Source organism: Chryseobacterium sp. ERMR1:04, assembly GCF_001297705.1.
In the GTDB taxonomy this organism is placed as follows: domain Bacteria; phylum Bacteroidota; class Bacteroidia; order Flavobacteriales; family Weeksellaceae; genus Chryseobacterium.
Genome location: NZ_LIRF01000003.1, coordinates 1,165,180 through 1,187,435 on the forward strand (window position 1 = coordinate 1,165,180; position 22,256 = coordinate 1,187,435).

The 22,256-nt window shown below is 33.1% G+C and carries 23 protein-coding genes; 14 read left to right on the forward strand and 9 right to left on the reverse strand.

Features of this window, described 5'->3' with window-relative positions:
- Positions 1–12 precede the first annotated feature (12 nt).
- The 3 genes from AMQ68_RS05365 to AMQ68_RS05375 are packed head-to-tail and all read left to right on the forward strand — an operon-like array spanning position 13 to position 1,854.
- Complete coding sequence (locus tag AMQ68_RS05365; protein WP_054509554.1) at positions 13–747, forward strand: DNA-formamidopyrimidine glycosylase family protein; 735 nt, start codon at positions 13–15, stop codon at positions 745–747.
- A 60-nt stretch (positions 748–807) separates the two neighbouring features.
- Positions 808–1,434 (forward strand): bifunctional 2-polyprenyl-6-hydroxyphenol methylase/3-demethylubiquinol 3-O-methyltransferase UbiG, encoded by a 627-nt coding sequence (locus tag AMQ68_RS05370; protein ID WP_054509555.1) that lies wholly within the window; start codon positions 808–810, stop codon positions 1,432–1,434.
- 21 nt (positions 1,435–1,455) lie between these two features.
- Entirely contained in the window at positions 1,456–1,854 is a 399-nt protein-coding gene (locus AMQ68_RS05375; protein ID WP_054509556.1) for a nuclear transport factor 2 family protein, read from the forward strand.
- A 528-nt stretch (positions 1,855–2,382) separates the two neighbouring features.
- Here the strand turns inward: AMQ68_RS05375 and AMQ68_RS05380 are convergent.
- Together AMQ68_RS05380 and AMQ68_RS05385 are read right to left on the reverse strand one after the other, a co-directional pair.
- Positions 2,383–3,114 carry a LytTR family DNA-binding domain-containing protein gene (locus AMQ68_RS05380; protein ID WP_054509557.1) on the reverse strand — a complete coding sequence of 244 codons (732 nt, stop codon included), beginning with the start codon at positions 3,112–3,114 and terminating at the stop codon, positions 2,383–2,385.
- On the reverse strand, positions 3,111–4,262 hold the full coding sequence (locus tag AMQ68_RS05385) for a sensor histidine kinase (RefSeq protein ID WP_241775059.1): 1,152 nt from the start codon (positions 4,260–4,262) through the stop codon (positions 3,111–3,113). Before AMQ68_RS05385 ends, AMQ68_RS05380 begins: the two co-directional genes overlap by 4 nt.
- 118 nt (positions 4,263–4,380) lie before the next feature.
- Here AMQ68_RS05385 and AMQ68_RS05390 point away from each other — a divergent pair, with 118 nt between their 5' ends.
- The 4 genes from AMQ68_RS05390 to AMQ68_RS05405 all read left to right on the forward strand — a co-directional run bounded on the left by AMQ68_RS05390 (position 4,381) and on the right by AMQ68_RS05405 (position 7,201).
- On the forward strand, positions 4,381–4,809 hold the full coding sequence (locus AMQ68_RS05390; RefSeq protein ID WP_054510030.1) for a hypothetical protein: 429 nt from the start codon (positions 4,381–4,383) through the stop codon (positions 4,807–4,809).
- A 2-nt stretch (positions 4,810–4,811) separates the two neighbouring features.
- On the forward strand, positions 4,812–5,792 hold the full coding sequence (locus AMQ68_RS05395; protein ID WP_054509558.1) for a DUF6268 family outer membrane beta-barrel protein: 981 nt from the start codon (positions 4,812–4,814) through the stop codon (positions 5,790–5,792).
- Positions 5,793–5,892: 100 nt separating this feature from the next.
- Complete coding sequence (locus AMQ68_RS05400; RefSeq protein WP_054509559.1) at positions 5,893–6,549, forward strand: glycosyltransferase family 32 protein; 657 nt, start codon at positions 5,893–5,895, stop codon at positions 6,547–6,549.
- A 40-nt stretch (positions 6,550–6,589) separates the two neighbouring features.
- Complete coding sequence (locus AMQ68_RS05405; RefSeq protein WP_054510031.1) at positions 6,590–7,201, forward strand: DapH/DapD/GlmU-related protein; 612 nt, start codon at positions 6,590–6,592, stop codon at positions 7,199–7,201.
- A 209-nt stretch (positions 7,202–7,410) separates the two neighbouring features.
- Here the strand turns inward: AMQ68_RS05405 and AMQ68_RS05410 are convergent, their stop codons facing one another.
- Positions 7,411–7,746 (reverse strand): multidrug efflux SMR transporter, encoded by a 336-nt coding sequence (locus AMQ68_RS05410; protein WP_054509560.1) that lies wholly within the window; start codon positions 7,744–7,746, stop codon positions 7,411–7,413.
- An 856-nt stretch (positions 7,747–8,602) separates the two neighbouring features.
- On the opposite strand from AMQ68_RS05410, the gene AMQ68_RS05415 reads away from it, so the two are divergent.
- The 3 genes from AMQ68_RS05415 (at position 8,603) to AMQ68_RS05425 (ending at position 10,072) form a co-directional block, all read left to right on the forward strand.
- Complete coding sequence (locus AMQ68_RS05415) at positions 8,603–9,325, forward strand: AAA family ATPase (RefSeq protein WP_054509561.1); 723 nt, start codon at positions 8,603–8,605, stop codon at positions 9,323–9,325.
- 7 nt (positions 9,326–9,332) lie between these two features.
- Positions 9,333–9,701, forward strand: a complete 369-nt coding sequence (locus AMQ68_RS05420; RefSeq protein ID WP_054509562.1) for a hypothetical protein — start codon at positions 9,333–9,335, stop codon at positions 9,699–9,701.
- A gap of 149 nt (positions 9,702–9,850) precedes the next feature.
- The gene (locus AMQ68_RS05425; protein WP_054509563.1) at positions 9,851–10,072 is read left to right on the forward strand and encodes a hypothetical protein; all 222 of its coding nucleotides are present in this window, start codon (positions 9,851–9,853) and stop codon (positions 10,070–10,072) included.
- Positions 10,073–10,074: 2 nt separating this feature from the next.
- Here AMQ68_RS05425 and AMQ68_RS05430 read toward each other — a convergent pair whose 3' ends face one another.
- Positions 10,075–10,386: a hypothetical protein gene (locus tag AMQ68_RS05430; RefSeq protein WP_054509564.1), complete on the reverse strand. Its 312-nt coding sequence runs from the start codon at positions 10,384–10,386 to the stop codon at positions 10,075–10,077.
- A gap of 280 nt (positions 10,387–10,666) precedes the next feature.
- Here AMQ68_RS05430 and AMQ68_RS05435 point away from each other — a divergent pair, with 280 nt between their 5' ends.
- The 3 genes from AMQ68_RS05435 to AMQ68_RS05445 all read left to right on the forward strand — a co-directional run bounded on the left by AMQ68_RS05435 (position 10,667) and on the right by AMQ68_RS05445 (position 14,088).
- Entirely contained in the window at positions 10,667–12,130 is a 1,464-nt protein-coding gene (locus AMQ68_RS05435) for a S41 family peptidase (protein WP_054509565.1), read from the forward strand.
- A 282-nt stretch (positions 12,131–12,412) separates the two neighbouring features.
- Positions 12,413–13,015 carry an ankyrin repeat domain-containing protein gene (locus AMQ68_RS05440; protein ID WP_082383986.1) on the forward strand — a complete coding sequence of 201 codons (603 nt, stop codon included), beginning with the start codon at positions 12,413–12,415 and terminating at the stop codon, positions 13,013–13,015.
- Positions 13,016–13,098: 83 nt separating this feature from the next.
- The gene (locus tag AMQ68_RS05445; protein ID WP_054509567.1) at positions 13,099–14,088 is read left to right on the forward strand and encodes a PD-(D/E)XK nuclease family protein; all 990 of its coding nucleotides are present in this window, start codon (positions 13,099–13,101) and stop codon (positions 14,086–14,088) included.
- 674 nt (positions 14,089–14,762) lie between these two features.
- Here AMQ68_RS05445 and gcvP read toward each other — a convergent pair.
- Complete coding sequence (gcvP, locus tag AMQ68_RS05450) at positions 14,763–17,621, reverse strand: aminomethyl-transferring glycine dehydrogenase (protein WP_054509568.1); 2,859 nt, start codon at positions 17,619–17,621, stop codon at positions 14,763–14,765.
- 534 nt (positions 17,622–18,155) lie between these two features.
- Between gcvP and AMQ68_RS05455 the strand changes: the two genes are divergently transcribed.
- The gene (locus AMQ68_RS05455) at positions 18,156–19,328 is read left to right on the forward strand and encodes a DcaP family trimeric outer membrane transporter (protein WP_054509569.1); all 1,173 of its coding nucleotides are present in this window, start codon (positions 18,156–18,158) and stop codon (positions 19,326–19,328) included.
- A 282-nt stretch (positions 19,329–19,610) separates the two neighbouring features.
- Here AMQ68_RS05455 and AMQ68_RS05460 read toward each other — a convergent pair whose 3' ends face one another.
- The 4 genes from AMQ68_RS05460 to AMQ68_RS05475 form a co-directional block, all read right to left on the reverse strand.
- Positions 19,611–20,258, reverse strand: a complete 648-nt coding sequence (locus AMQ68_RS05460) for a DnaJ domain-containing protein (RefSeq protein ID WP_054509570.1) — start codon at positions 20,256–20,258, stop codon at positions 19,611–19,613.
- A 665-nt stretch (positions 20,259–20,923) separates the two neighbouring features.
- A complete protein-coding gene (locus AMQ68_RS05465; RefSeq protein ID WP_054509571.1) occupies positions 20,924–21,196 on the reverse strand; it encodes a hypothetical protein in 273 nt (90 codons plus the stop codon).
- Between the two features lie 91 nt (positions 21,197–21,287).
- Positions 21,288–21,635 (reverse strand): hypothetical protein, encoded by a 348-nt coding sequence (locus AMQ68_RS05470; protein ID WP_054509572.1) that lies wholly within the window; start codon positions 21,633–21,635, stop codon positions 21,288–21,290.
- 13 nt (positions 21,636–21,648) lie between these two features.
- Positions 21,649–22,203, reverse strand: a complete 555-nt coding sequence (locus AMQ68_RS05475) for an RNA polymerase sigma factor (RefSeq protein ID WP_241775060.1) — start codon at positions 22,201–22,203, stop codon at positions 21,649–21,651.
- Positions 22,204–22,256 lie beyond the last annotated feature (53 nt).

The window sequence follows — 22,256 nt, forward strand, 5'->3', positions numbered from 1 at the left end:
AAAAGTAAAGCCATGCCAGAAGGTCCCTCCATCTTATTAATGAAAGAAGATCTGCAAAAATTTGCAGGTAAAAAAGTTATGACTGCATCCGGAGATTCCAACTTCGAAAAAGCACCTTTAGAAGGTGAAATTTTAAGAGAAATAAAGACTTTTGGAAAACAGACGTATCTTGTTTTTGATGAATTTGCAATTAGAATTCATTTATTGATGTTTGGGTCTTACAGTGTGAACGGACATACAAAACCAGATAAAAACTTACGTTTAGGACTGGAATTCAAAACGGGTGGAATGTACTTTTATACCTGCAACGTAACATTAGTTGATCCTGAACTTTTATTAAAAATAGATTGGGAAGCCGACATCATGAGTGAGGAATGGAATCCTAAAAAAACTGAACAAAAACTAGGCTCAAATTCTAAAATGATGGTTTGCGACGCTTTGATGAATCAGGATATTTTCTCAGGCGTTGGCAATATTATTAAGAATGAAGTTTTGTTCAGAATTGGTATTCAACCCGAAAGTCTTATCGGAAATTTACCTCCGAAAAAAGTAAAAGAACTCATTGCCGAAGCCCAAAAGTACAGTTTCGATTTTCTAGAATGGAAAAGAGAATCTGTACTGAAAAAGCACTGGCAGGTTTACAGTAAAAAGATATGTCCCATTTGTGGTCAGAAGCTCATCAAAAAAAATACAGGCCTAGGAAAGAGAAGTAGTTTTTACTGTGATAAAGATCAAAAGCTTTATTAAAAATCATGTTTTTAAGAACAAAGAAATATCTTATTTTTATAAAAACTTAAAAACAATATAATGACCGACAACACGTGGCTTGGCCGATGGGACGACAGGTACAGCAATGATGAATTTGCATATGGTACCCAACCCAACAACTATTTAAAAGATCGATTACAAAAATTAGAACCAGCTTCTATTCTCTTTCCAGCTGAAGGAGAAGGAAGAAATGCTGTTTTCGCAGCTCAACTTGGATGGAAGGTTTCTGCTTTTGACATTAGTTCTGAAGGTAAAAACAAAGCATTACAGCTTGCGGAAAGCAACAACGTAACAATTGATTATCAAGTAGGCGAATTGCAAACATTGAATTTTCAGGAAGAACAGTTTGATGCGATTGCGCTTATTTACGCCCATTTTCCGGCTGATATTAAGTCGGCTATTCATAAAATGTTAGACCAATATCTTCGTAAAGGGGGCTATATTATTTTCGAAGCTTTCAGTAAAAATCATCTTAAATTGGTTTTGAAAAATGAAAAAGTAGGTGGCCCTAAAGACATTGGTTCTCTGTTTTCTATCGATGAAATTACCTCTGATTTTCCAAATTATGAGATTATCGAATTAATAGAAACGGAAATTGAGCTTAATGAAGGGGTGTTTCATAATGGAACAGGATCTGTGATTCGGTTTGTAGGAAAGAAAAAATAACTTTTAAAACTCATAAAAATAATGCCGGAAAATTTTGACAGAACCCAACCTCTTGATGCTGTAAAATACTTCAGAAACTGCATCTTAACAGGTGACTTAGAAGGAGCATTAAGCTGCTTTGATAAAGATGCAACATATATTGAAAGAGACGGAGAAGAAATAAAAGGATTAGAAAACATCAAAAAACCATTAGAGCACCTTTGTGGCTGGAAACCCAATATCCAAGGGATAAAACATAAAGCGACTGTCGTAGGAAATCTTGCCGTATGGGCAGATAAATGGATCCTAAAAGCCAGCGCCCCAGATGGAACTCCTATTGAAATGAATGGAGCAACCACCTGTATGATGAAAAAAAATGAAGAAGGAATTTGGTTATGGCTAGTCGACAATCCTTTTGCAGGACAAATATTTGAGGATTAAATAATCTATCTTAAAATCATATCTCTTATAAATTTTTAAGATCTTAATATTTAGAAATCTGCCTGTCCTTTTGCCTTGAAGCAAACGGACCAAAAATTCAAGACTGGAAACTGTAGCTAAAAATGAGTCCTGCTCTCTAAAAATTCTAAAACTTGCGCGAAATGTACTATTTGTTCTCCGAGTCAAAATTTGTCTCGCGCTTCAAACATAAGAGTTTTCTTGACGTTCACAGAATTCATTTTATTAACGCTACAGCTTCCTAGGTCGATTATTAATTGTCATCAAAATGTAGATTTTTAACAGAATCTCATGCTGAGCCGAGTCAAAGCACTTCATTTTATGTACAGTAAGTTTGGGATAAAGCCAATTGGAGGTATTTTAAAATGAAAACGGGCTAAGACCTGTTCCTATTTATTTATATTGTTGAAAAAATTCTCTTTTTAAGATGTCCTTTTGCCTTGAAGCAAACGGGCCAGAAGTTCAAGACTGGAAGCTGTAACGAATTAATGCTACAGCTTCCAAAGTCGTTTATGAATTACCATCCAAATTTAAAGATCCACCAGAATATCTTGTAAAAAAAGCTGATTTATACACTTCTCCCAGCGGAATCTCTGAATCTTCGATATATATATTATGATTATCAAAAGAATCAATGCAGTTGATATTCACCACGTATGATTTGCTTACCCTCAAGAAAATATCCTCAGAAATTTTCTGATGGATTGTCTTTAAATTCATAGCCGTAATCAGTTTTTGAGTCTGGGTATGGATAACCACATAATCCTTTAGCCCTTCAATAAATTTAATCTCCGAAAAATTGATTTTATAATACCTTCTATCTGCTTTAATAAACAGAAAATCTGCAGTATTAGATTCCACCGTGTTTTTTACCGTATCTCTGGATAAAAGTTCTTTATACAAAACGGCTTTTTCTATGGCTTTTTCCAACCTTTGTTTATCGATAGGTTTAAGTAAATAATCCACCGCTTCCAGTTCATAACTCTTTAAAGCATATTGAGAATAGGCTGTGGTAAAAATAACCAACGTCTCTTTGGGAAGCATTTCAGCAAACTCCAATCCCGTCACCAAAGGCATTTCTATATCCAGAAAAATAAGGTCTACTTCATTTGTTTTTAAAAACTCGATGGCAGCAGGTGCATTTGAAAATTTGCCCAATACTTCAACCTGAGACACTTCATTAATCAGCGACTGCATTTCTGCTCTTGCCAACGGTTCATCATCAATTATAATACAATTCATACAGGAATTATTAGATTTACGGTATATTCTTTATCGGTAGAAATGATCTCTAAATGGTATTGATTCTGATACAAAAGCTCGAGACGTCTTTTGATATTCGCTAATCCCAATCCTCCATACTTCTTATCAGAAATAGAATAATTAGGGTTTTGAGAATTGGTACAGATAAAAGTTAGCTTTTTGTTTTCTACTTTGATGTTGATCTTTACATAAGATTCCTGATCATCAATTTCAACACTATGCTTTACTGCATTTTCTACAAAAGTGGTAAATAAATTGGGCGGAATAAAAGTGCTGTTCAAAACTCTTTTATCATTTTCGCTATTGATCTCTACAGAAAAGCTTTCCCTTCTTATTTTTTCCAAATTAAGAAAATTGGATAGAAAATCTATTTCAGAAGTTAACAACGTCTTTTCTTCCCCGTTTTCGTACAGCTGATACCTTAAAAATTCTGAAAGCTTGATGATTACCATGGTTGCTTTTTCAGGATCGGTTCTTATCAATGCTTTTACATTATTAAGCATATTAAACAAGAAATGAGGATTGATCTGATTTCGCAGCTCATTCAATTCCATATTTAAAGTGAGGTTACTTAATTCAGTAATTCTCTTATTATCCCTTGTCCATTTCTGGAGTAATTTCACAGTGGTGGTGGTTAATATAATAGGAATACACATCATCACCCCTTCATACAATCCGCCTTTATTCGGCCTCGGAATTTCATGAAGCCTATATTCTAAAAAATAACTGTTAAAGACATACCCTATCATATTCAAACCAATGATTCCAAGCAAGACCAACAAGACGAGATATGAAATATAGTAGGCTTTAAAGAAAAATAGCGGAACCAAAATATAAATATTGATGTAGGCCATGATGAGCAGGCAAACATATACAAAAACCAGAATGTAATATTGAGAAACCCCACTGAACTCATGCCAGAACCTCGCATTATACAACAATCCAAAGAAGAAGATCATAAACACCAAGTGTCTCCAAAACCGATAACGATTTCGTACAAGAAAATCTATAACGAGCGTATCGTTAGGCGCACTGGGTTTATATTTCATATTAATTTGATCATTTTCAACAAAACAAAAATAAGTAATAACGAAAACAATCTGCATAATATTATACCAACCTGCCATTTTATTATACAAAAATTCTACGCTCCCGATTTGGTATAAAATGTAGGGGCTTTGGTATAAAAACAAAAATCTGAGGGGTTATTCTCTATTCCTTTGCTCCTGTATAATTTATATGCTTATGGAATTGACCGTTTTTCAGGAACTCACAGAACAGATTACATTAGAATGTTTTTTTATGACAGACTCTCAAAAAGAAGAAAAAGTAATTCAGCTTATTGACCTTCATCATTTTATAGAATGTTATAATTCAAAAATTAAAATGATCAATTATACCCACCACCCTATTAATATTATAGAGGAAAATGGCATTAAAAAAGGAATATTATTTTATGACCTGAAGCATTCTTCATTATTTGACCTTAACGCTTACGAATCCTTTAAAAGACAGCACCACCTTCAGGAATTATGGTTTGTTTTTGTAGAGGAAGAAATGAACACCAACACCCATCTCTACACCGATTTCAGTATTGAAAACAGTATTGAAATATTTTATGACAACATATTCTTATTCAACTTCTTTCAATCCACCATAAAAAAAATAAAATAACGATGAATACTTTTAGAAAAGCATTGGTTCCACTAGCCTTTTTTCCTTTTAAAAATATTGTCTTTGCACAAAAAAAAGACAGTATTCCCAACAAGCTAATCGCTTTTGTTACTGATAAATTCCCGCAAGCCCGAGATCTGAATATTGAATACACCCAGCTGACTCCTTATAACTACTCTTCCGCATTTCAGGGAGCAGATTTGCCTGATAATAAGGTGAAAAATTTCAGTCAGGTGAATGCCAATGCTAATATCTATTTCATTAAAAACAGAAAATGGATGCTAAGTACGGCTTTGAATTATCGTTATACTTCGATTGAAACAGAAAATGCGACTTCTTTATTCTCTAATGAAAGCAGTAATAAAGCCGATTTCCATTACCATTCAGAAGCTTTGAATTTTACTTATTTTTCAAAATTATTCAATAAAACCGCCATCTACTCCGCCACCGCTTCGGTAGACGGAAGTGATCAGCATTTTGAAAGACTTCGAGGAATGTTGACCGGAAATATCATTTTAAAAGCCACTCCAACCACCAGAATGACCTTAGGCTTAGCGGTGATGATCGACCCAAGTACGCAAGTTCCTGTGCTTCCTATCTTTACTTATGAACACAAATTTAGTAATGGCTGGGTTGCTGATGTTATTTTACCTCAAAAGCTTTTAATAAGGAAAGATGTTTTTTCGAACGGACGTATTTCTTTAGGTTCAGAAATGAACAATACCTCTTTTTACCTTTATCAGGCAGATAAAACGTATGAATTCAGACAATTAAATATTAATTCAGGGATTATTTATGAACATAATTTAGGTTCAAATTTTATAGGAACCTTAAAAACCGGCGTCAGAGCAACCCCGAATTCCAGGATATTTGATAAAGAAGAATCTTTCAAAGATTACATTTTTGAAGCCAAACCCAAACCTTCATTTTATTTCAATGTCGGAGTTTCTTACAATCCTTTTGGAAAGCTTAGAAAGAAATAATTCTAACGCTTTTTCAATTCATCATTTCTTATTTACCACTTTAAAGGCTATAACTGCCAAACAGTTTACCCCCTAGAAGCATTATTAAAATCCATTATCCATGGCTGTACCCAAACAAATATTTCAAACTTTTAAAACCAACAAACTTCCTCTGATTACGAAATTACACATCTGGAATATGAGAAGGAAAAATCCAGAATACCGTTATTTCTTTTATGATGACCACGATATCCAACATTTTTTAAAAACCGAGTTTCCACCTGAATATATTGAAAGCTATAACAAATTAACTATCGGCGCCGCAAAAGCAGATTTTTTCAGGTATGCTATTTTGTATAAAAAAGGAGGCGTTTATTTAGATATAGACAGCGCCATTACAAGACCTTTAAAAGAGTTGATAAAAGAGGAAGACGAAGCCGTAATCAGCGCAGAAAGGCATCCGGAGCTTTACGTTCAATGGGGACTTATTTTCAATAAAAAGCATCCTTTCCTAAAAAAAACCTTAGAATTAATGTTGGATAATATAAAAACACATCGTTATCCTAACAACATTCACGCGACTACAGGGCCTACCGTTTTCAGTAAAGCAATTACACAGTCTTTACGGGAAGATCCTAGTATATCTTACCGATTATTTGATGGGATTGAATTTCGTGGCTATTTAAAATTCAAATATAAACTCGGAAAGTTTTTTCTGTATGAAAAAAAAGCCGAACATTGGAAACAGAAAGAAAAAACACAAGATATTATTATGTAAGTTTGTTATTAGTATTCTATCGAAAATAACAGATTTAAAAATGATTCGCATCACTGACTTTATAAAAAACTTTTCTGATTTTTATTCTCATGAAAACTTTCAACCTTGGGAGATTATCGATCATTTGCAACCTATTTTGGAAGACCAATTCAAAACTCTTACTGATGATTATGTTATTTCAGAGGATGTTGCCATTCATAAAACGGCTGTCGTTGAGCAGAATGTAATTTTTAAAGGAAAAGTTATTATTGGTGAAAATTCTTTCATTGGTGCTAATGCTTATCTGAGAGGCCCGATTTATATTGGGAAAAATGTGAAAATTGGTCCGGGAAGTGAGATCAAGCAAAGTATAATCTTCAACGATACCGCCGTTGCCCACTTTAATTATATTGGAAACAGCATTATTGGAAACCGGATTAATTTTGAAGCCGGATCTATCTGCGCCAATCATTATAACGAAAGAAAAGATAAACAAATCTCCGTGCTTTTTAACTCAGAAATTATTCAAACAAATACTCAGAAATTCGGAGCGTTCGTTGGAGATGATTCAAGAATTGGAGCCAATGCCGTCTTATCGCCAGGTACTATTTTAATTAAAGAAAGTATTGTAAAAAGACTGGAATTGATTGAACAATTACAACAGGAAAGCTAAGCTTAGTACTTTGTTTTTAAAGCCCGAATAATCAAATATACCATTAAAATACTGACTGTTTCACTGTCATTCCTTAGAAATCCAAACTAACTGAGAAGCTCTGTCTAGATTCTTGCGGAATGAGAAACGGAATGGAAAAAGTGAACTATAAGAGAAGACATTCGATTCATCAACCTTCTATTCAAGCGAAACTATTGTGATGAATACAGTTAATGGGTTCCCATTTTTGAGAATACATTAATCACAATCACTCCAATTACGATCAATGCAAGTCCAATGATAGCAGGCAGATCAGGAACCTGCTTAAATGCTACAATTCCGATGATTGTGATACAGATAATCCCAACCCCTGACCAAATGGCATACGTGATGCCTACCGGTATCTGACGCAGTGTTAAACTTAAAAAATAAAATGCTGCTGCATACCCTATCACCGTTACGACGGAAGGAATCAATTTTGAAAATTCTTCAGATTTTTTCAGAAAAGTTGTGGCAATAATTTCAAAAACAATTGCCAACATAAGATAGATATAACTGCGTCCCATAATTCCTTATACTTTACTTACAAAAGTAGTGAAATTTGGCAGCTATTTCATTTTGCCTAATTGTCAGTGTCATCTAAGGCACAAAAACTGACATCCCAACAACGAATAAAATTCACACTAGTTGGAATAAATAATAAATTCTGTTAACATAAAAATTCGTTTACCTTACAATTTCGACGATTTCAAACATGCATCTAGCACAATAGTATGCATCCCATTTCATTTGTTTTGTATTATCAAGTCTTAAATACAAAACATAAAACGGTTAACAGATTGATAAAAATTTATGAATAAGACAATAAATGTAGTCATAAATTTTTGATAATATATTAAATTAATGTAAACAAACAAGTAGCTAAAATTAAGAATAAACCACGATAACTAACTGATAAACATCACTATTATTTGCTTTGGCATGTAATTTGAAAGTAGTAATATTGCAATTGAAAAATAGTCAGTAAAACCCCAATAAATTAAAAATTAAACAAAAATGATTACATACATCGGTATAGCAACATGTTTAGTAGTATTCGCATCTTATTTTATGACCGTAAAAAAAGAGCAGAAAAACTAATTTGAGTTTTCTAGAGAGATATAGCCTATAGAAAAACTTCAACTTATTTATATTGTTTATGTTTTTGATCTGAGCTTTCGGATCGCACGCTCTTTTACTCTTCTTGGGTAAAAGAGCAGAAAAAACATAAGAAACAATATTTCCCAACGCAACAAATTTTAATTATATTTTTTAGTCAAGCTGAACACTGCGTTCAGCTTTTCTTTTTTCCACCCTTTACAGCATAAAAAATTCGAAAACTCTATCTTTGTAAAGAATCTATAAAGAAAACCTCTCGATATTATGAACCTGTATGACCTTATTATTCAAGACAAAGAAGAAGTAACCCTTAATAATGTATTCCTTGAGCCTACCAATAAGGAAGCGTTTATACAGCTGATTAAAGAGCATACCTATATCAAAGAAATACAGGAATACGGACTTCCTGTTAATAATAAAATTCTTCTTCAGGGAAGTTCAGGATGCGGAAAAACTATGACCGCCAAAGCAATAGCGAATGCGCTGGGTAAAAATATCATGATCCTTAACCTCAGTAATATTGTATCGTCCCGAATTGGAGAAACTTCTCAGAACATCAAAATGATTTTTGATAAAGCCGGCCGTGAAAGATCCGTCCTTTTCTTAGATGAATTGGATCAGATAGGAAAAGCAAGGGGCAGCGACGATAAAGATGTAGGTGAAATGAGAAGATTGGTCAACACCTTGATTCAGTTGATTGATTATTATCCCGAAAATGCCCTTCTCTTGTGTGCCACGAATCACCCTGAAATCATTGACACCGCTATCCTCCGACGTTTTCAGTTGAAAATTAATTATGAAATGCCTTCTAAAGAATTTTTAGATTCTTTTTATGATAATTTATTGTCGAAGTTTCCTGAAGACATGCGCAATATTGAAAGGAAATACGAGATTTCTTTTGCAGAGGCGAAAGATTATGCTTTTACAGTGGTGAAAGGGAGATTGATTGAGAAGTTGGAAGGGAAGGAACAAGTTATAAAAAATTAAAAAACTCATGAAATTCGGGCTTGTTTTATTATTCTTAATACACTTAACCTCTTGTTCTGAAAAGCATGAATATACCGGCGAAGTAAGCTTTAAATCTTGTAAAGTAAACTACCCTCTTCACGATGAAGAAAAAGAAAAGAAAATTAATTATGAAGCCATTCCAAATCAATGGGAATATGAGTCTGCACTCCGAAAATTAGCACTTTGTCTTTGTGAAAAGTATAATCAAAACCCGGATGAAGAAACTAAAGAAAAAATTATAGGAATCTATAAATACGAGTTTGAATATTACGACAGGAATGATTTATTTAAAAAAGTAAATTTTGATTCTATTTTGATAAATAACAAAGACGTTTTTAATCCAGATATGTGGTAATATTTTAGGCATCTACATACTATTTGACACCAACTTTAAAATCTACTGATTAACCTATCTTATAATAATTCTTATTTACGGATTTTATATAAAGGAAAAGAGGACTATATGTCCTCTTTTTGAATAATATAACTTAAAATCAATCCAAAATGGAAAATACAGAAAACAAAAACATTGAAAAAATTACAAATGAAGAATTATTTCAAGAATTTAAAAGACGTGGATTTTATATAATACCAAATGAAATAAAACCCAATAGATCTTTAAATTATATTGTGGTAGCCGTTGAAAAACCTAATTGTGATATTTTTGTAGATTATAAACATGATATAGAAAAATACAGAACAGGTTCAGATGAAACAGATTTTTAAAATTATTTTACAATTTTAAGATTGTGCATTTTTATTGGTCCATCAACCTTTGATACTATAAGACCAAAGTCTGTCCAAACAGTTTCAACTAAATTTTTGGCTATTCTTGCTACTTCTGTTTCATCATCGATTATTTCATTTTCTTCATTAAGAAGTTTTTCATATAAATGATATTGTCCCCTAGGTAAGTGATAAGTATTTTTATCACTTTTAATCGTCTTTAAAAATTTATTTTCGATCATAATTTCATGAAGATCATCATAATCAGCATCTTCAGATCCATATAACTCTACACGCACGATAAATCTTGCCATAATATTTAATAGTTTAAAATTAGACTATAAAATTACAAAGAAAAATATCATATTTATTACGGAAAACCATAGTAAAATCTCACTTTTTTACCAGTGGGATTTTATTTAGAAACTTTTCTTAATTCTTATTAAATCCACATTTAACTGAAAATTTATTATTTTTGGAAGAACATCTTTTGAAGTGGCTGATAACCTTACTATGATTTATAAATACATAAAAAACAAGTAACCTTGTAACATTTCAAGCCTTTTAGATGTCTTCATATTATACATTGAACCCATGAAAAACTTCAAAGCAATAGCTGCCTCGTCTTTATTTACCTTATTATCAACATTCACTTACGCTCAAGATTGCAATTGCACCAAAAATTTCGAGTGGGTAAAGAAAACTTTTGAAGAAAATGATGCCGGATTTCAATACGCATTAAAGCAAAAAGGGAATCAAGCCTACGGCGACCTTAATAAAAGAATCTCAGAAAAAGTAAAATCAGCTAAAACATTCGGTGAGTGCAGTCCTATTTTGTATGAATGGCTTACTTTTTTCCGTTCAGGCCATGTGGCGATAAGAACTACTGCGAAACAACAGTCTCCAAAATCAACTCCTACCGAAAAATCAAATAATCAATTTGCGAACTGGGAAACCTTGTCGGTAGAAACCCCGGATTTCAAAAAGTATTTAGACAAAAAGAAAACGGCTGACTATGAAGGAATCTGGTACACCGAACCTTATACCATTGGAATTAAAAAGAAGGGCGATCAATACATCGGATTTATCATAGAATCGGGTGCTGAAACCTGGACGAAAGGGCAGGTAAAACTAAAATTAGATTTCTCCAACGGTAAAACAAACTCCGTTTATTATATGCGTGACCATTCTGCCGTAGAATCAAAAGAAATAGCATTAACCGGAAAAAACAATCTACAGATTGGGGATTTTAACCTTTCAAGGATCTATCCTAAACTTGAGGATGAAACAAAATATGCGCAGTATTTTAAGTCACTTAACGCCAATGAACCGTATGTTGAAAAACTAAACGAAAATACATTATATTTTAGAATCCCTTCTTTTCAGGCTTCTAAGAAACAAAAAATTGACAGCGTTATTGCCGCTAACAAAAGCAAAATCCTTTCCACAGAAAACCTCATCATCGACATTAGAAACGGAACAGGAGGAAGTGATGCCAGCTACAGCAATATCCTTCCTTTGATCTACACCAATCCTATTAGAACCGTAGGAGTAGAATATTTATCTACCAAACTGAACAATCAGAGAATGCTTGATTTCATCAACAAACCTGAATACGGATTTAGTGAAGACAATAAAAAGTGGGCCAAAACTTCATTTGACAAACTAGAAAAAGAACAAGGACAATTTATCAATCTCAATGAAAACGTGGTGACTATTACCAAATACGACACCGTTCATCAATATCCTAAAAATGTAGGAATTATCATTAATCAAAAAAATGGAAGTACAGACGAACAGTTTTTACTCGCTGCAAAACAAAGCAAGAAAGTAAAATTATTTGGAACAACAACTTTTGGAGTTTTAGATGTTTCCAACATGTATTATGTTCCTTCGCCTTGTAATGAATTTGAATTAGGGTATTCACTTTCAAGAAGCATGCGTATTCCCGATTTTACCATCGATGAAAAAGGACTACAACCCGACTTTTATCTGGACAGAAGTATACCGCTATACGAATGGACTGAGCATGTAAATATGATTTTAAACGGAAAATAAAAGAGCTAATTCTAATTACTTTTATAGAAACTTTACAATCTATTAACTCTTGCAAAAGATCTAAATCGAGAAAGCTTTCTCTTTGAGGATGGTAAGACTTGGGAGTATGATGAATATTATTTTATATTTGGATCTTTGAAATTTGAATTCTAACAAAACTAAAACCTTATGAAAACCAAAAAATTAATGATTGCTTTATCATTATTTACCTTTACTTCTGCTTATTCTCAAAAAATATTTAATGCCATTAAAGATCAGAACTTTGAAAAAGTAAATTAATTAATTGAAAAAGGAGAAGATGTCAACCAAAAATCAAAAGAGAACGGCATTACCCCCTTATATGCTGCAGCAGGAACAGGAGATGCAAAAATTGTTGAACTTCTTATCAGTAAAGGCGCAGATGTAAATACACCACTGAAAACTACCGCGACCCCGTTGAATATTGCTGCTCAAGAAGGATTTATAAAAGTTGTTGAACTTCTTTTAAAAAGCAATGTAAACCCAAATTTTAAAGATGCAAATGGCTGGTCAGCATTAAGATTTGCTACAAGAAATAATCAATTCGAAGTCGTAAAACTTTTAGTAGAAAATAAGTCTGAAATTGACACCCAAGCTAATGATAATGCAACACCATTAGCTTCAGCAATAGGAAAAGGCTATTTGAATATTGCAGAATATCTTATTAAAAATGGAGCAAACATCAATAATATAGATAAAGACCATGAAACTCCAATTATGTACTGCGCGCAAGGAGGAAACTTAGCAACAGTAAAGTTTCTTCTTCAATATAAACCTGATTTAATTATTAAAAACAAAGATGGTAAAACAGCTTTGGATATGGCAAGAGAAAAAGGTAATACAGAAATAGCAAAGCTTTTACAATAGACTCCATTTATTAAAAGTTATACAGTTTTCATGTCATTATTAGCATTAGGACAAAAAAATAACCATAACTTAAAACAAAAAGAATGTCACATTTTAATTTTTTTAAAGTATTAGAAAAGGACAATAAAGAATTGATTCACTCCGCATTTATTTCATATTTACTCGATAATAATAAAAACTTCAGGAAACAATTTATTCACGAAAATATAGAAGATTTTGACGTTTCTGAACTAGAAAAATCATATAGTTACAAAAAAACAAAAATTCGAATCGATATAGAACTTAGAAGTAAAGACCGCAAACATATAATCTTCATAGAAAATAAGTTCAAATCATTTCCAACTAATAAACAATTAAAAAATTATAATATAGTTTTCAACAACAAATTTGACAAATCACTTAAATTAAAGAAAATTTTATTTTGTTTTGATAAAAGTATCATTAGATTTGAAACAGATTGGGAAATATTTGACTACAAAGATTTATTAGAATTTTTACAACAAGATTATAAAAGTGAAAAGATAAATGACGAAAATATTTTTGTTAAACATTATATCTCATTTTTAGGAAATTACATAGAGACTTACAAAAATTTAAAATCAAATTGTAATCACCTATTCAATTCCAATTTAAATAAGGATGAAAAATTTTGGGTTCGACTTTTAAATTCCCAAATCGCTATAGAATTTGAAAAAAAATTCAATGACCAGTGTTTTGATTTTCATATTAATCCTGGGAATACATCAATACCATTATTAAATATCATTCCTAAACACTGGAAAGACAAAATAAAAGAAGAAGTTCTTATTCAACTTCAAGGAAATAATTTAAAATTCTATTTACACTCAAACAATAAAGAGGCTGCAGAAAAATTAATCAGATATTGTGAAACCAAAATTTGGAATAAAAATATTGAACTTAAAAAATTAACTAAAAGAAAACAAAATTCTTGCTTTATTTTCAAAACAAAACTAACTGAAAATCTAGATAATAATTTCACATATAAAGAATTGTACGAACTAATTATTAATTTCTACAGCAAAATCAATGAAATAATAACAAATTACAAATAGTATAAGCTAAAATACATTCTTTAATATAGTTCTTATCATATTTAATGTAATACTCAAAAGACATTCATATTGAAATATAAGAAGAAATTATACGATATGTAAACAAACTGTAATTTTCATCTAAATATTGAACAAAAAAAAGAGGCTGCCCGAAAAGGGTCAGCCTCTTTTTTATATCACAAAGCGCAATTAAAAATAAGTTTTACTAATTTTCTATAATTGAACAAAAAAAAAAAAATACTCATTTTTAATAGATCAATAAAAAATTTCGCATCAGTTCAAAATATACATATAAACTAGTCTTATTTTATATTACCCTAAGAATTTCCTACACTTCAGCACCAATCCCAACAGGAGTCAACTAGTTGTTTGTCAAATATTTAGATATTATATTTGTTATTGAATTTAATAAATATACACCTTATGAAAAAATCACTTACCTATTATTTACTCTTTGTAATACCATTCTTTTTTTCCTGTAACCTAAAAGCGGCCTCTACTTTAGTCAGTGAAAATAAATCGACCCTTATAGCAACTGTATTAGTAACATGCTTAATAATGGCTGTAACCTTTATAATATCTTTCACTTTGCGAAAAATGAATAAGAAAAAGTAAAACAAAAAACCACCCGCTTAGCATCTAAACGGGTGGTTTCATATCTGTTATTTAGTCTATTACATATAAGCTTCAATAGGCTCACAAGTACAAACTAAGTTTCTATCTCCGTAAGCTTCATCAACTCTTGAAACAGAAGCAAAGAATTTATGATCTCTTACCCACTCTAGCGGATAAGCTGCCTTTTCTCTGCTGTATGGTTTATCCCAAGAATCAGAGATCACCAACTGCTCTGTGTGAGGAGCATTTTTCAATACATTATTCGCAGCATCAGCTTCACCATTTGCAATCTCATCAATCTCATGTTTGATAGCGATTAATGCCTCTGCAAAACGATCGATCTCAGTCTTGCTTTCAGATTCTGTAGGCTCAATCATTAATGTTCCTGCAACCGGGAAAGAAACTGTTGGAGCATGGAAACCATAATCCATCAATCTTTTCGCCACATCAGCCACTTCAATTCCTAATGATTTGAACTGACGGAAATCTACGATACATTCGTGCGCTACTCTACCTTCTGTATTTGAATATAAAATAGGGAAATGTTCCGCTAAAATTTCTTTTAAATAGTTCGCATTTAAGATCGCGTGTTCAGTTGCTTTTTTCAAGCCTGAAGTTCCTAACATCTTAATGTAAGCGTAAGAAATATTCAGGATCAATCCTGAACCGTAAGGTGCAGCAGAGATTCCTTCAATAGCATCTTTAGTTCCAACCTGAATGTTGGCATTCGTAGGTAAGAATGGAACCAAGTGTTTCGCCACACAGATAGGACCAACTCCAGGACCTCCACCTCCGTGAGGAATAGCGAAAGTTTTGTGAAGGTTTAAGTGACAAACGTCTGCTCCAATGTTTCCAGGACTTGTGAATCCAACCTGAGCGTTCATGTTAGCGCCATCCATATACACTTGTCCGCCATGTTGGTGAATCAAGCTTGTAATTTCTTTAATGTTGGCATCAAAGAATCCGTATGTTGACGGATACGTGATCATTACACAAGATAGGTTTTCAGAATGAAGTTCTGTTTTAGCTTTTAAGTCTTCGAAATCAATTTCTCCGCTCTCAAGATTTTTTACGACAACAATTTTCATTCCTGCCATAGCAGCAGAAGCCGGGTTTGTTCCGTGTGCAGACTGAGGTATCAATACTACATTTCTATGGCCTTCACCTCTTGAAATGTGATATTCTCTGATCACCATTAATCCTGCATATTCTCCCTGAGCTCCAGAGTTAGGTTGAAGAGAAGTTCCTGCGAAACCAGTGATTTCGGCTAAATCTTTCTCCAATTCTCTAATCATTTCCTGATATCCTCCAGCTTGGTCAACTGGTACAAATGGGTGAATCGCTCCCCAATGGTCCCAAGAAAGTGGCAACATTTGAGTAGCAGCATTCAGTTTCATTGTACAAGAACCTAGAGAAATCATTGAATGTGTTAATGATAAATCTTTTCTTTCCAAACGTTTGATGTAACGCATCAATTCCGTTTCAGTATGGTATTTGTTGAATACGCTTTCTGTAAGAATTTCGTCTTTTCTTAAATTCTCTTCAGGAATGCTGTATCCTTCTTTTATTTCTAATTTGAAAGTCTGCTTATCTTTAAACTGAGCGAAAGAAGCCATTAGAACATTCAATTTATCTAATGTTGTACTTTCGTTGATCGCAATACTTACAACACCTTCTGTAAAGTAGTTTAAGTTCAATTTGTGATCAAGCATCATTCTTGATAATCTTCCTTTTTCCTCTTCACTCATCAAGATTTTCACGGTATCAAAGATCGGCTCTTCAACAGCTTCATATCCTAATGCTTTAAGACCTCCTTTTAAAGCGTTTGCTTTAAAGTGAATCTGATCAGCAATATAGTTTAATCCTTTTGGACCGTGATAAACCGCATACATACCAGCCATTACTGCCAAAAGAACCTGAGCTGTACAAATATTTGACGTTGCTCTTTCTCTTTTGATGTGCTGCTCTCTGGTCTGTAAAGCCATTCTCAATGCACGTTTTCCGTACATATCCTGAGAAACCCCGATAATTCTTCCCGGAATATCTCTTTTGTAATCTTCCTTACAAGAGAAAAATGCTGCGTGAGGACCTCCGTATCCTAATGGAATACCAAATCTTTGTGAAGTACCAACGGCACAATCAGCGCCCATTGAAGCTGGAGATTTTAATTTCACCAACGCCATCGGATCACAAGCTACAACAACCTGTAGATCTAGTTTTTTGTATTCAACGATATTTTCTGTGTAATCCAGAACAACACCATTTTTACCTGGGTACTGTAATAAAACTCCGTAGTAAGATTCGTCAAACGGGTGCGTTTTGTGGTCACCTTCAACGATCTCAATAGCTAACCCTTCAGCTTTTGTTTTTAAAACAGAAACTGTTTGAGGTAAAACAAGGTCAGAAACGAAGAATTTGTTTGCTCCTGCTTTTTTCTGATCTTTCGTTCTGTTGTTAAAAAACATGTGCATCGCTTCTGCAGCAGCTGTAGATTCATCTAGCAATGAAGCATTCGCCAACGCAAAACCTGTTAAATCACACACAACAGTCTGATAGTTAAGCAAAGCTTCTAATCTTCCCTGTGCGATCTCCGCCTGATAAGGGGTGTACGCTGTGTACCAGCTCGGGTTTTCAAAAATATTTCTTTGAATCGCCGATGGCAATAAGGTATTGTGATAACCAAAACCAATATAGCTTGTATAGTCAGTATTTTTCGACGCTAATTCTTTCGAATGAATAAGCATTTCATATTCTGAAAGTGGTTCTGAGATTTCAAGGTCTTTTTCTAAACGGATAGATGATGGGATTGTTTGAGAAATTAACTCTTCGATACTTGAAACGCCCACTCTTTCCAACATTGCCTGTTTATCGGCTTCATTTAGTGAAATGTGACGGCTCACAAACTGTTCTGTATTCATTTTTTATATTAGATTTTGTTTGTAAAAAAGATGCGTAAAATTACATTTTTTTAAGGGATTGTACAACAGCGAAAAATCATTCAATAATATGCGAAAATTCTATTTTAATTTTCATTACCCATCCTGTTTTTTATCATTCTTAAATCCTATTTGATCTTACATAATCTTTATTTTATTCTAATAAAACATCACATAACTTATCATTTTTCACAACACATTCAACTGTTTTGTTGTTTTATCCTACATAACAGTTTTTACGTTTAAAATTATCCGTTAAAACTCTTTGATAATAATTTCGTAGTTTCAATTTTTTTATACACAAAATACTGAAAATCAAAACGGTAAAATTTAAATCCCTCATTCAAATATTACTTATATTAATTTTCAACAATTTTAAAACAACGGAATATTTTTAATCAGAAAGCTAAAAATTCAATTAAAAAATATTTCAACAAAATCTAAAACAATAACCTAAAACAAAAATAAAAACATGAAGAAGTAGTAATTATTTAGAAAATTAAGAGCACAAATTTTATGATGAATAAAACAAAAGGGAGTTTATGGGCTTCATTTGTTATTGTATGTATATGTAATAACATTACTCAGGCACAGATTAAACTTACCGGAAAAGATGATCCTAATTCGGAATGGGATCTCTATATGAAAGGATATGTACAGATGGATGCTATGCTAGACTTTCAGGAAATACAGTCTAAAGACGGGTTTGCGGTTCCGGCTATTACCCTTCCACAACAGAATTCAATGAGCAGCAGCTTCTCCATCAAACAATCACAAATCGGATTAGGCGTCAAGCAAAAAAATTCAGATGAAAATCTTTCCGTATATTTAGAGATTGATTTTCTGGGTCCCAACGGAACAACTGCTCCCCGATTTAGAAAAGGATATATTACCTGGAGAAAATTTATGGTGGGCCAAAACTGGAGTAACTTCTCCGATGTAGATATCTTCCCTAATATTTTTGATTTTGCAGGCCCCAACGGTACGATGTTTATTCGAAGTATGCAGGTTAGATACACAACAAATCTATCTAAAAAAGAACAGCTATCATTATCGTTGGAAGATCCTAATACAGTAAGCGTCACTCTTCCCAACAGTCCGGCAGATTGGAAGCAAAAGGCAATAATCCCTGCATTTACCACTGTATACCGTTATGGAAATGAACGTGATTATTTTAAAGCAGGAGGTATTTTGGCCCCTATAAGCTATGAAATAAAAAATGATGTTCAAGACAAGTACAATACGCATACAACCCTAGGATTTGGAGGCATGGTTTCCGGAAGATTATACAGCAATACATTAAATAATTTCAGATTTCAATCTTCCTACGGAAAGGGTTATGCTACCAACAATATTGTTTTAAATGGGGGGCATTATGACGCAATTCCTAATGTAGAGAAGAATACATTAGAAACTGTAAGCCTATTGAATTTAGTAGGAATCTATGAGCATTGGTGGAGTCCAAAATGGAGCTCTGTAATTTTTTACAGCTATTCTCAAGTGGGAAATAAAAATTTTATGCCTGAAAATATGGCCAAGAATTTTCAGAATGCGGGCCTTAACTTGGTCTTCCAACCTTATAAAAAATTGAGAGTTGGAGTAGAAGGAAATTATGGAAGTTTTAAAAATTTCGCTAATAAAAAAGCAGAGGCTTTTAGACTTCAGTTTTCAACCTCATTGGCCTTTTAGGCAATACCAACTGTTAAAGCCCTATAATAAAAGGCTCCGGAAAACAATCTAAACAATTGAAGTACAAATGAGTAATCTTTTATGAAAATATATTATCTATATTTATTCTAAATTAATATATTTGCAACATGAATATGATTGTCCCGTTTAAAGTGCCGGCTTTAACTCCAGCATTTTCTTTCAATACTGAAGATATGTATTGTGAAAAAAAGTCTTGCTGTAAGAAATTTAAGAAAGGTAAAAGATGCAAAAAATGCCCTGGAAGAAAGAAAATAGCTTAGTTTAGCTACAGCTTTTTACTAAGAAAAACAGGGCAACTGCCAAGCCTATAATTCCCGCAAGTAATCTTATAATTTTGGGTTGACCATGTGGATTCATGACCGTTCTGGGCTGTGACTTAAATAAGTCTTCCGTTTTGTCTCTGAATTTTTCAGCATCATTCTCAAAAACTTCTGTGATTGTGATGGCCTGAACTACGGTTTTATGTAAAAGTGAATTGGTGACATGAAGCAACAGCTGAAATTTACCGTCTTTAAATTCAGTAATCTTAAAAATCCGTTCTCCGTAAGGCTTTTCTAGTCCAAAAGGAAGAATTTTCACAACATCGGCATTGCTTGTCTGCCAATTGATAATAATCTCCTCTCCTTTTTTCGCATGAATTTTATTCGCTGTAAAAGTTTTGATCGCTGGCGGAATATTATATCTGAAACTTTTTTGATGGCTCTCTAAATTCTGATCATACGCAGATCTCCTGCTTTTATCACTCAATGTTTCATACGCTTCCTGAATTTCACGAAAACGATCTGAAAAGAAATCGTCGTTATCATTTTTATCCGGATGGTATTTTATGGAAAGCTTTCTATACACTTTTTTGATGTCTTCCTCTGAAGCATCCTGTGAAATACCAAGAAAATAGTAGTAATCTTTCATGTGTAGCTATGCAAAAATAAGGAATTTTATTTTCTTTTTTATCCTCTATTTACACTAAATTACTCGTCGATTTTTGTCATTCTGAATGTAGCGTAGCGAAATGAAGAATCTCTTTTTTAACGCAAAAGTCGCAAAGATTTTTTTGAAATGATTGAGAATATTTTTAGTTTACAAAGGCGTTTCACTCAGCGAAGATTATAAAGTTTCAGAAATACCCATCGAGTTTATCTTTCAGAGCGAAACGAAATGGAGCGTGGAATCTACACTTATTTTGTAGGTATTGTTTCTAACTCTTTGGTGAGATTCCTGCGGAATTACAAAATTTGTGGTGATCGTGAAGATTAATAAGAACGGCAAACACCCTAGCCCCGATCGTAGCATTTGTCTGAGCTCATTTTCTGTTTTTCGGCGGTGGCAAAGCCACCGCCGAAAAACAGAAAATAGCGAGTGCGGAGAGCGGGAAATAGCTCCTAAAAAATATAAACAATAAGTAATTGGTAATGAATACTATAGATTCTTCCTTCGTCAGAATGACAATTACAAAATTTATCTTATTGAGATTACTACCTCGCTTCGCTCCTCGTGATTATATGAAAATATTTCGACTCGGGAAGCAAAGCTTCCCGAGTCGAAATTAACAATTTCAATTTAGTTTATCTACTTTTTTATGCTTCAAAAGACTCTTCTTTTCTTTCAAATCTTCTGTGGTGGCATCTTGAAGCGAATTCTTTTTTGAATTTCCCTTTCAATTCCTGATATTGATCTTCATCCATTTCTCTGATCTTGTCTGCAAGACCGAAAGGAGATCTTTCTTTGATTCCGTATTCGTTAAAAATTCCTTTTACGAATCTTTTTCTGTCTGCCATTTTTTTAGCAATTAATGCTACGCCTACAACGGCTAATGCTCCTAGAGCTCCTTTTAATACTGAATTTTTCATTTTTTCAAAATTTTAAATTTTACTACTTCTTGTTTTTTATATAGACGAATGAATTTTAATTTTACTTTACTACTTCTTTAAAAATTTTAAATTATTCGTTGGTTCTGTTGTTTCGGTTAAAGAATCCGCCTGAGCATCTGTCTTTCCAAACTTCTTTGAATTTTTCTCTCTCTTCGGGAGATAAACTCATCATTTTCTCTCTCATCATTTTTTTCTCTTTAAAATCTCTCATTCCTTTTCCAAAATGGAAACCTCCGAAAAGAATTTTACTTAAGATCAAAATTCCCATAGCCTGCCAATACGTAATGGATTTTACTCCTAAAATATCAGGAAGCAGACAATTCCAAAGAGACATGACGATCCATGTAACTCCCAGTAATATCAACGGCGGACATAAGAATAAAAAAATCCAGCCTTTTTTGTGTTTATTATGATTCATAACTTTCTTTTTACTAACTATTTAAATCTTCGTATAATCTTCTCAGTCTGTTTCTCAAATGCTTTACAGCATAGTTTTTTCTACTGATAATGGTCTTTATATTTTCGCCTTGTTCATCGGCTATTTCCTGGAGGGTTCTGTCGTTTAACTCGTTTTCAACATACACCAGCCTTTGTTTTTCTGGAAGCTCATCCAGCGCTTCAAACAATTTCTTCCAAATTTCATCCTGAAACATTTTTACCTCGGGACCCGCGCTTTCATCCAGCAAAAGAATGTCTTTTATAGAAAAACTTCCGTCTTCATCTTCGTACACGAAATCTTCAAGATTTTCAGTTTTCTTTTTACGGTATTTGTCGGTGATTTTATTGGCCGTCACTCTGTACAGCCAACCGCCAACATTCACAATCTCAGAAATATTGGTAATGCTACTGAACTGATACCAAACTTCCTGCAGAATATCTTCCGCATCTTCCGTATTTTTCACTTTGGGACGAATGTAAGACATCAGCTTTCCTCCGTACTTTGAAACGGTTTGTGAGATAATGCTTTCTTTCTCTTTTTGCGGCATTGTTATTTTTTCGACAACCTCCATATTGCTATGACGATCAGTCTTTTTGTTTT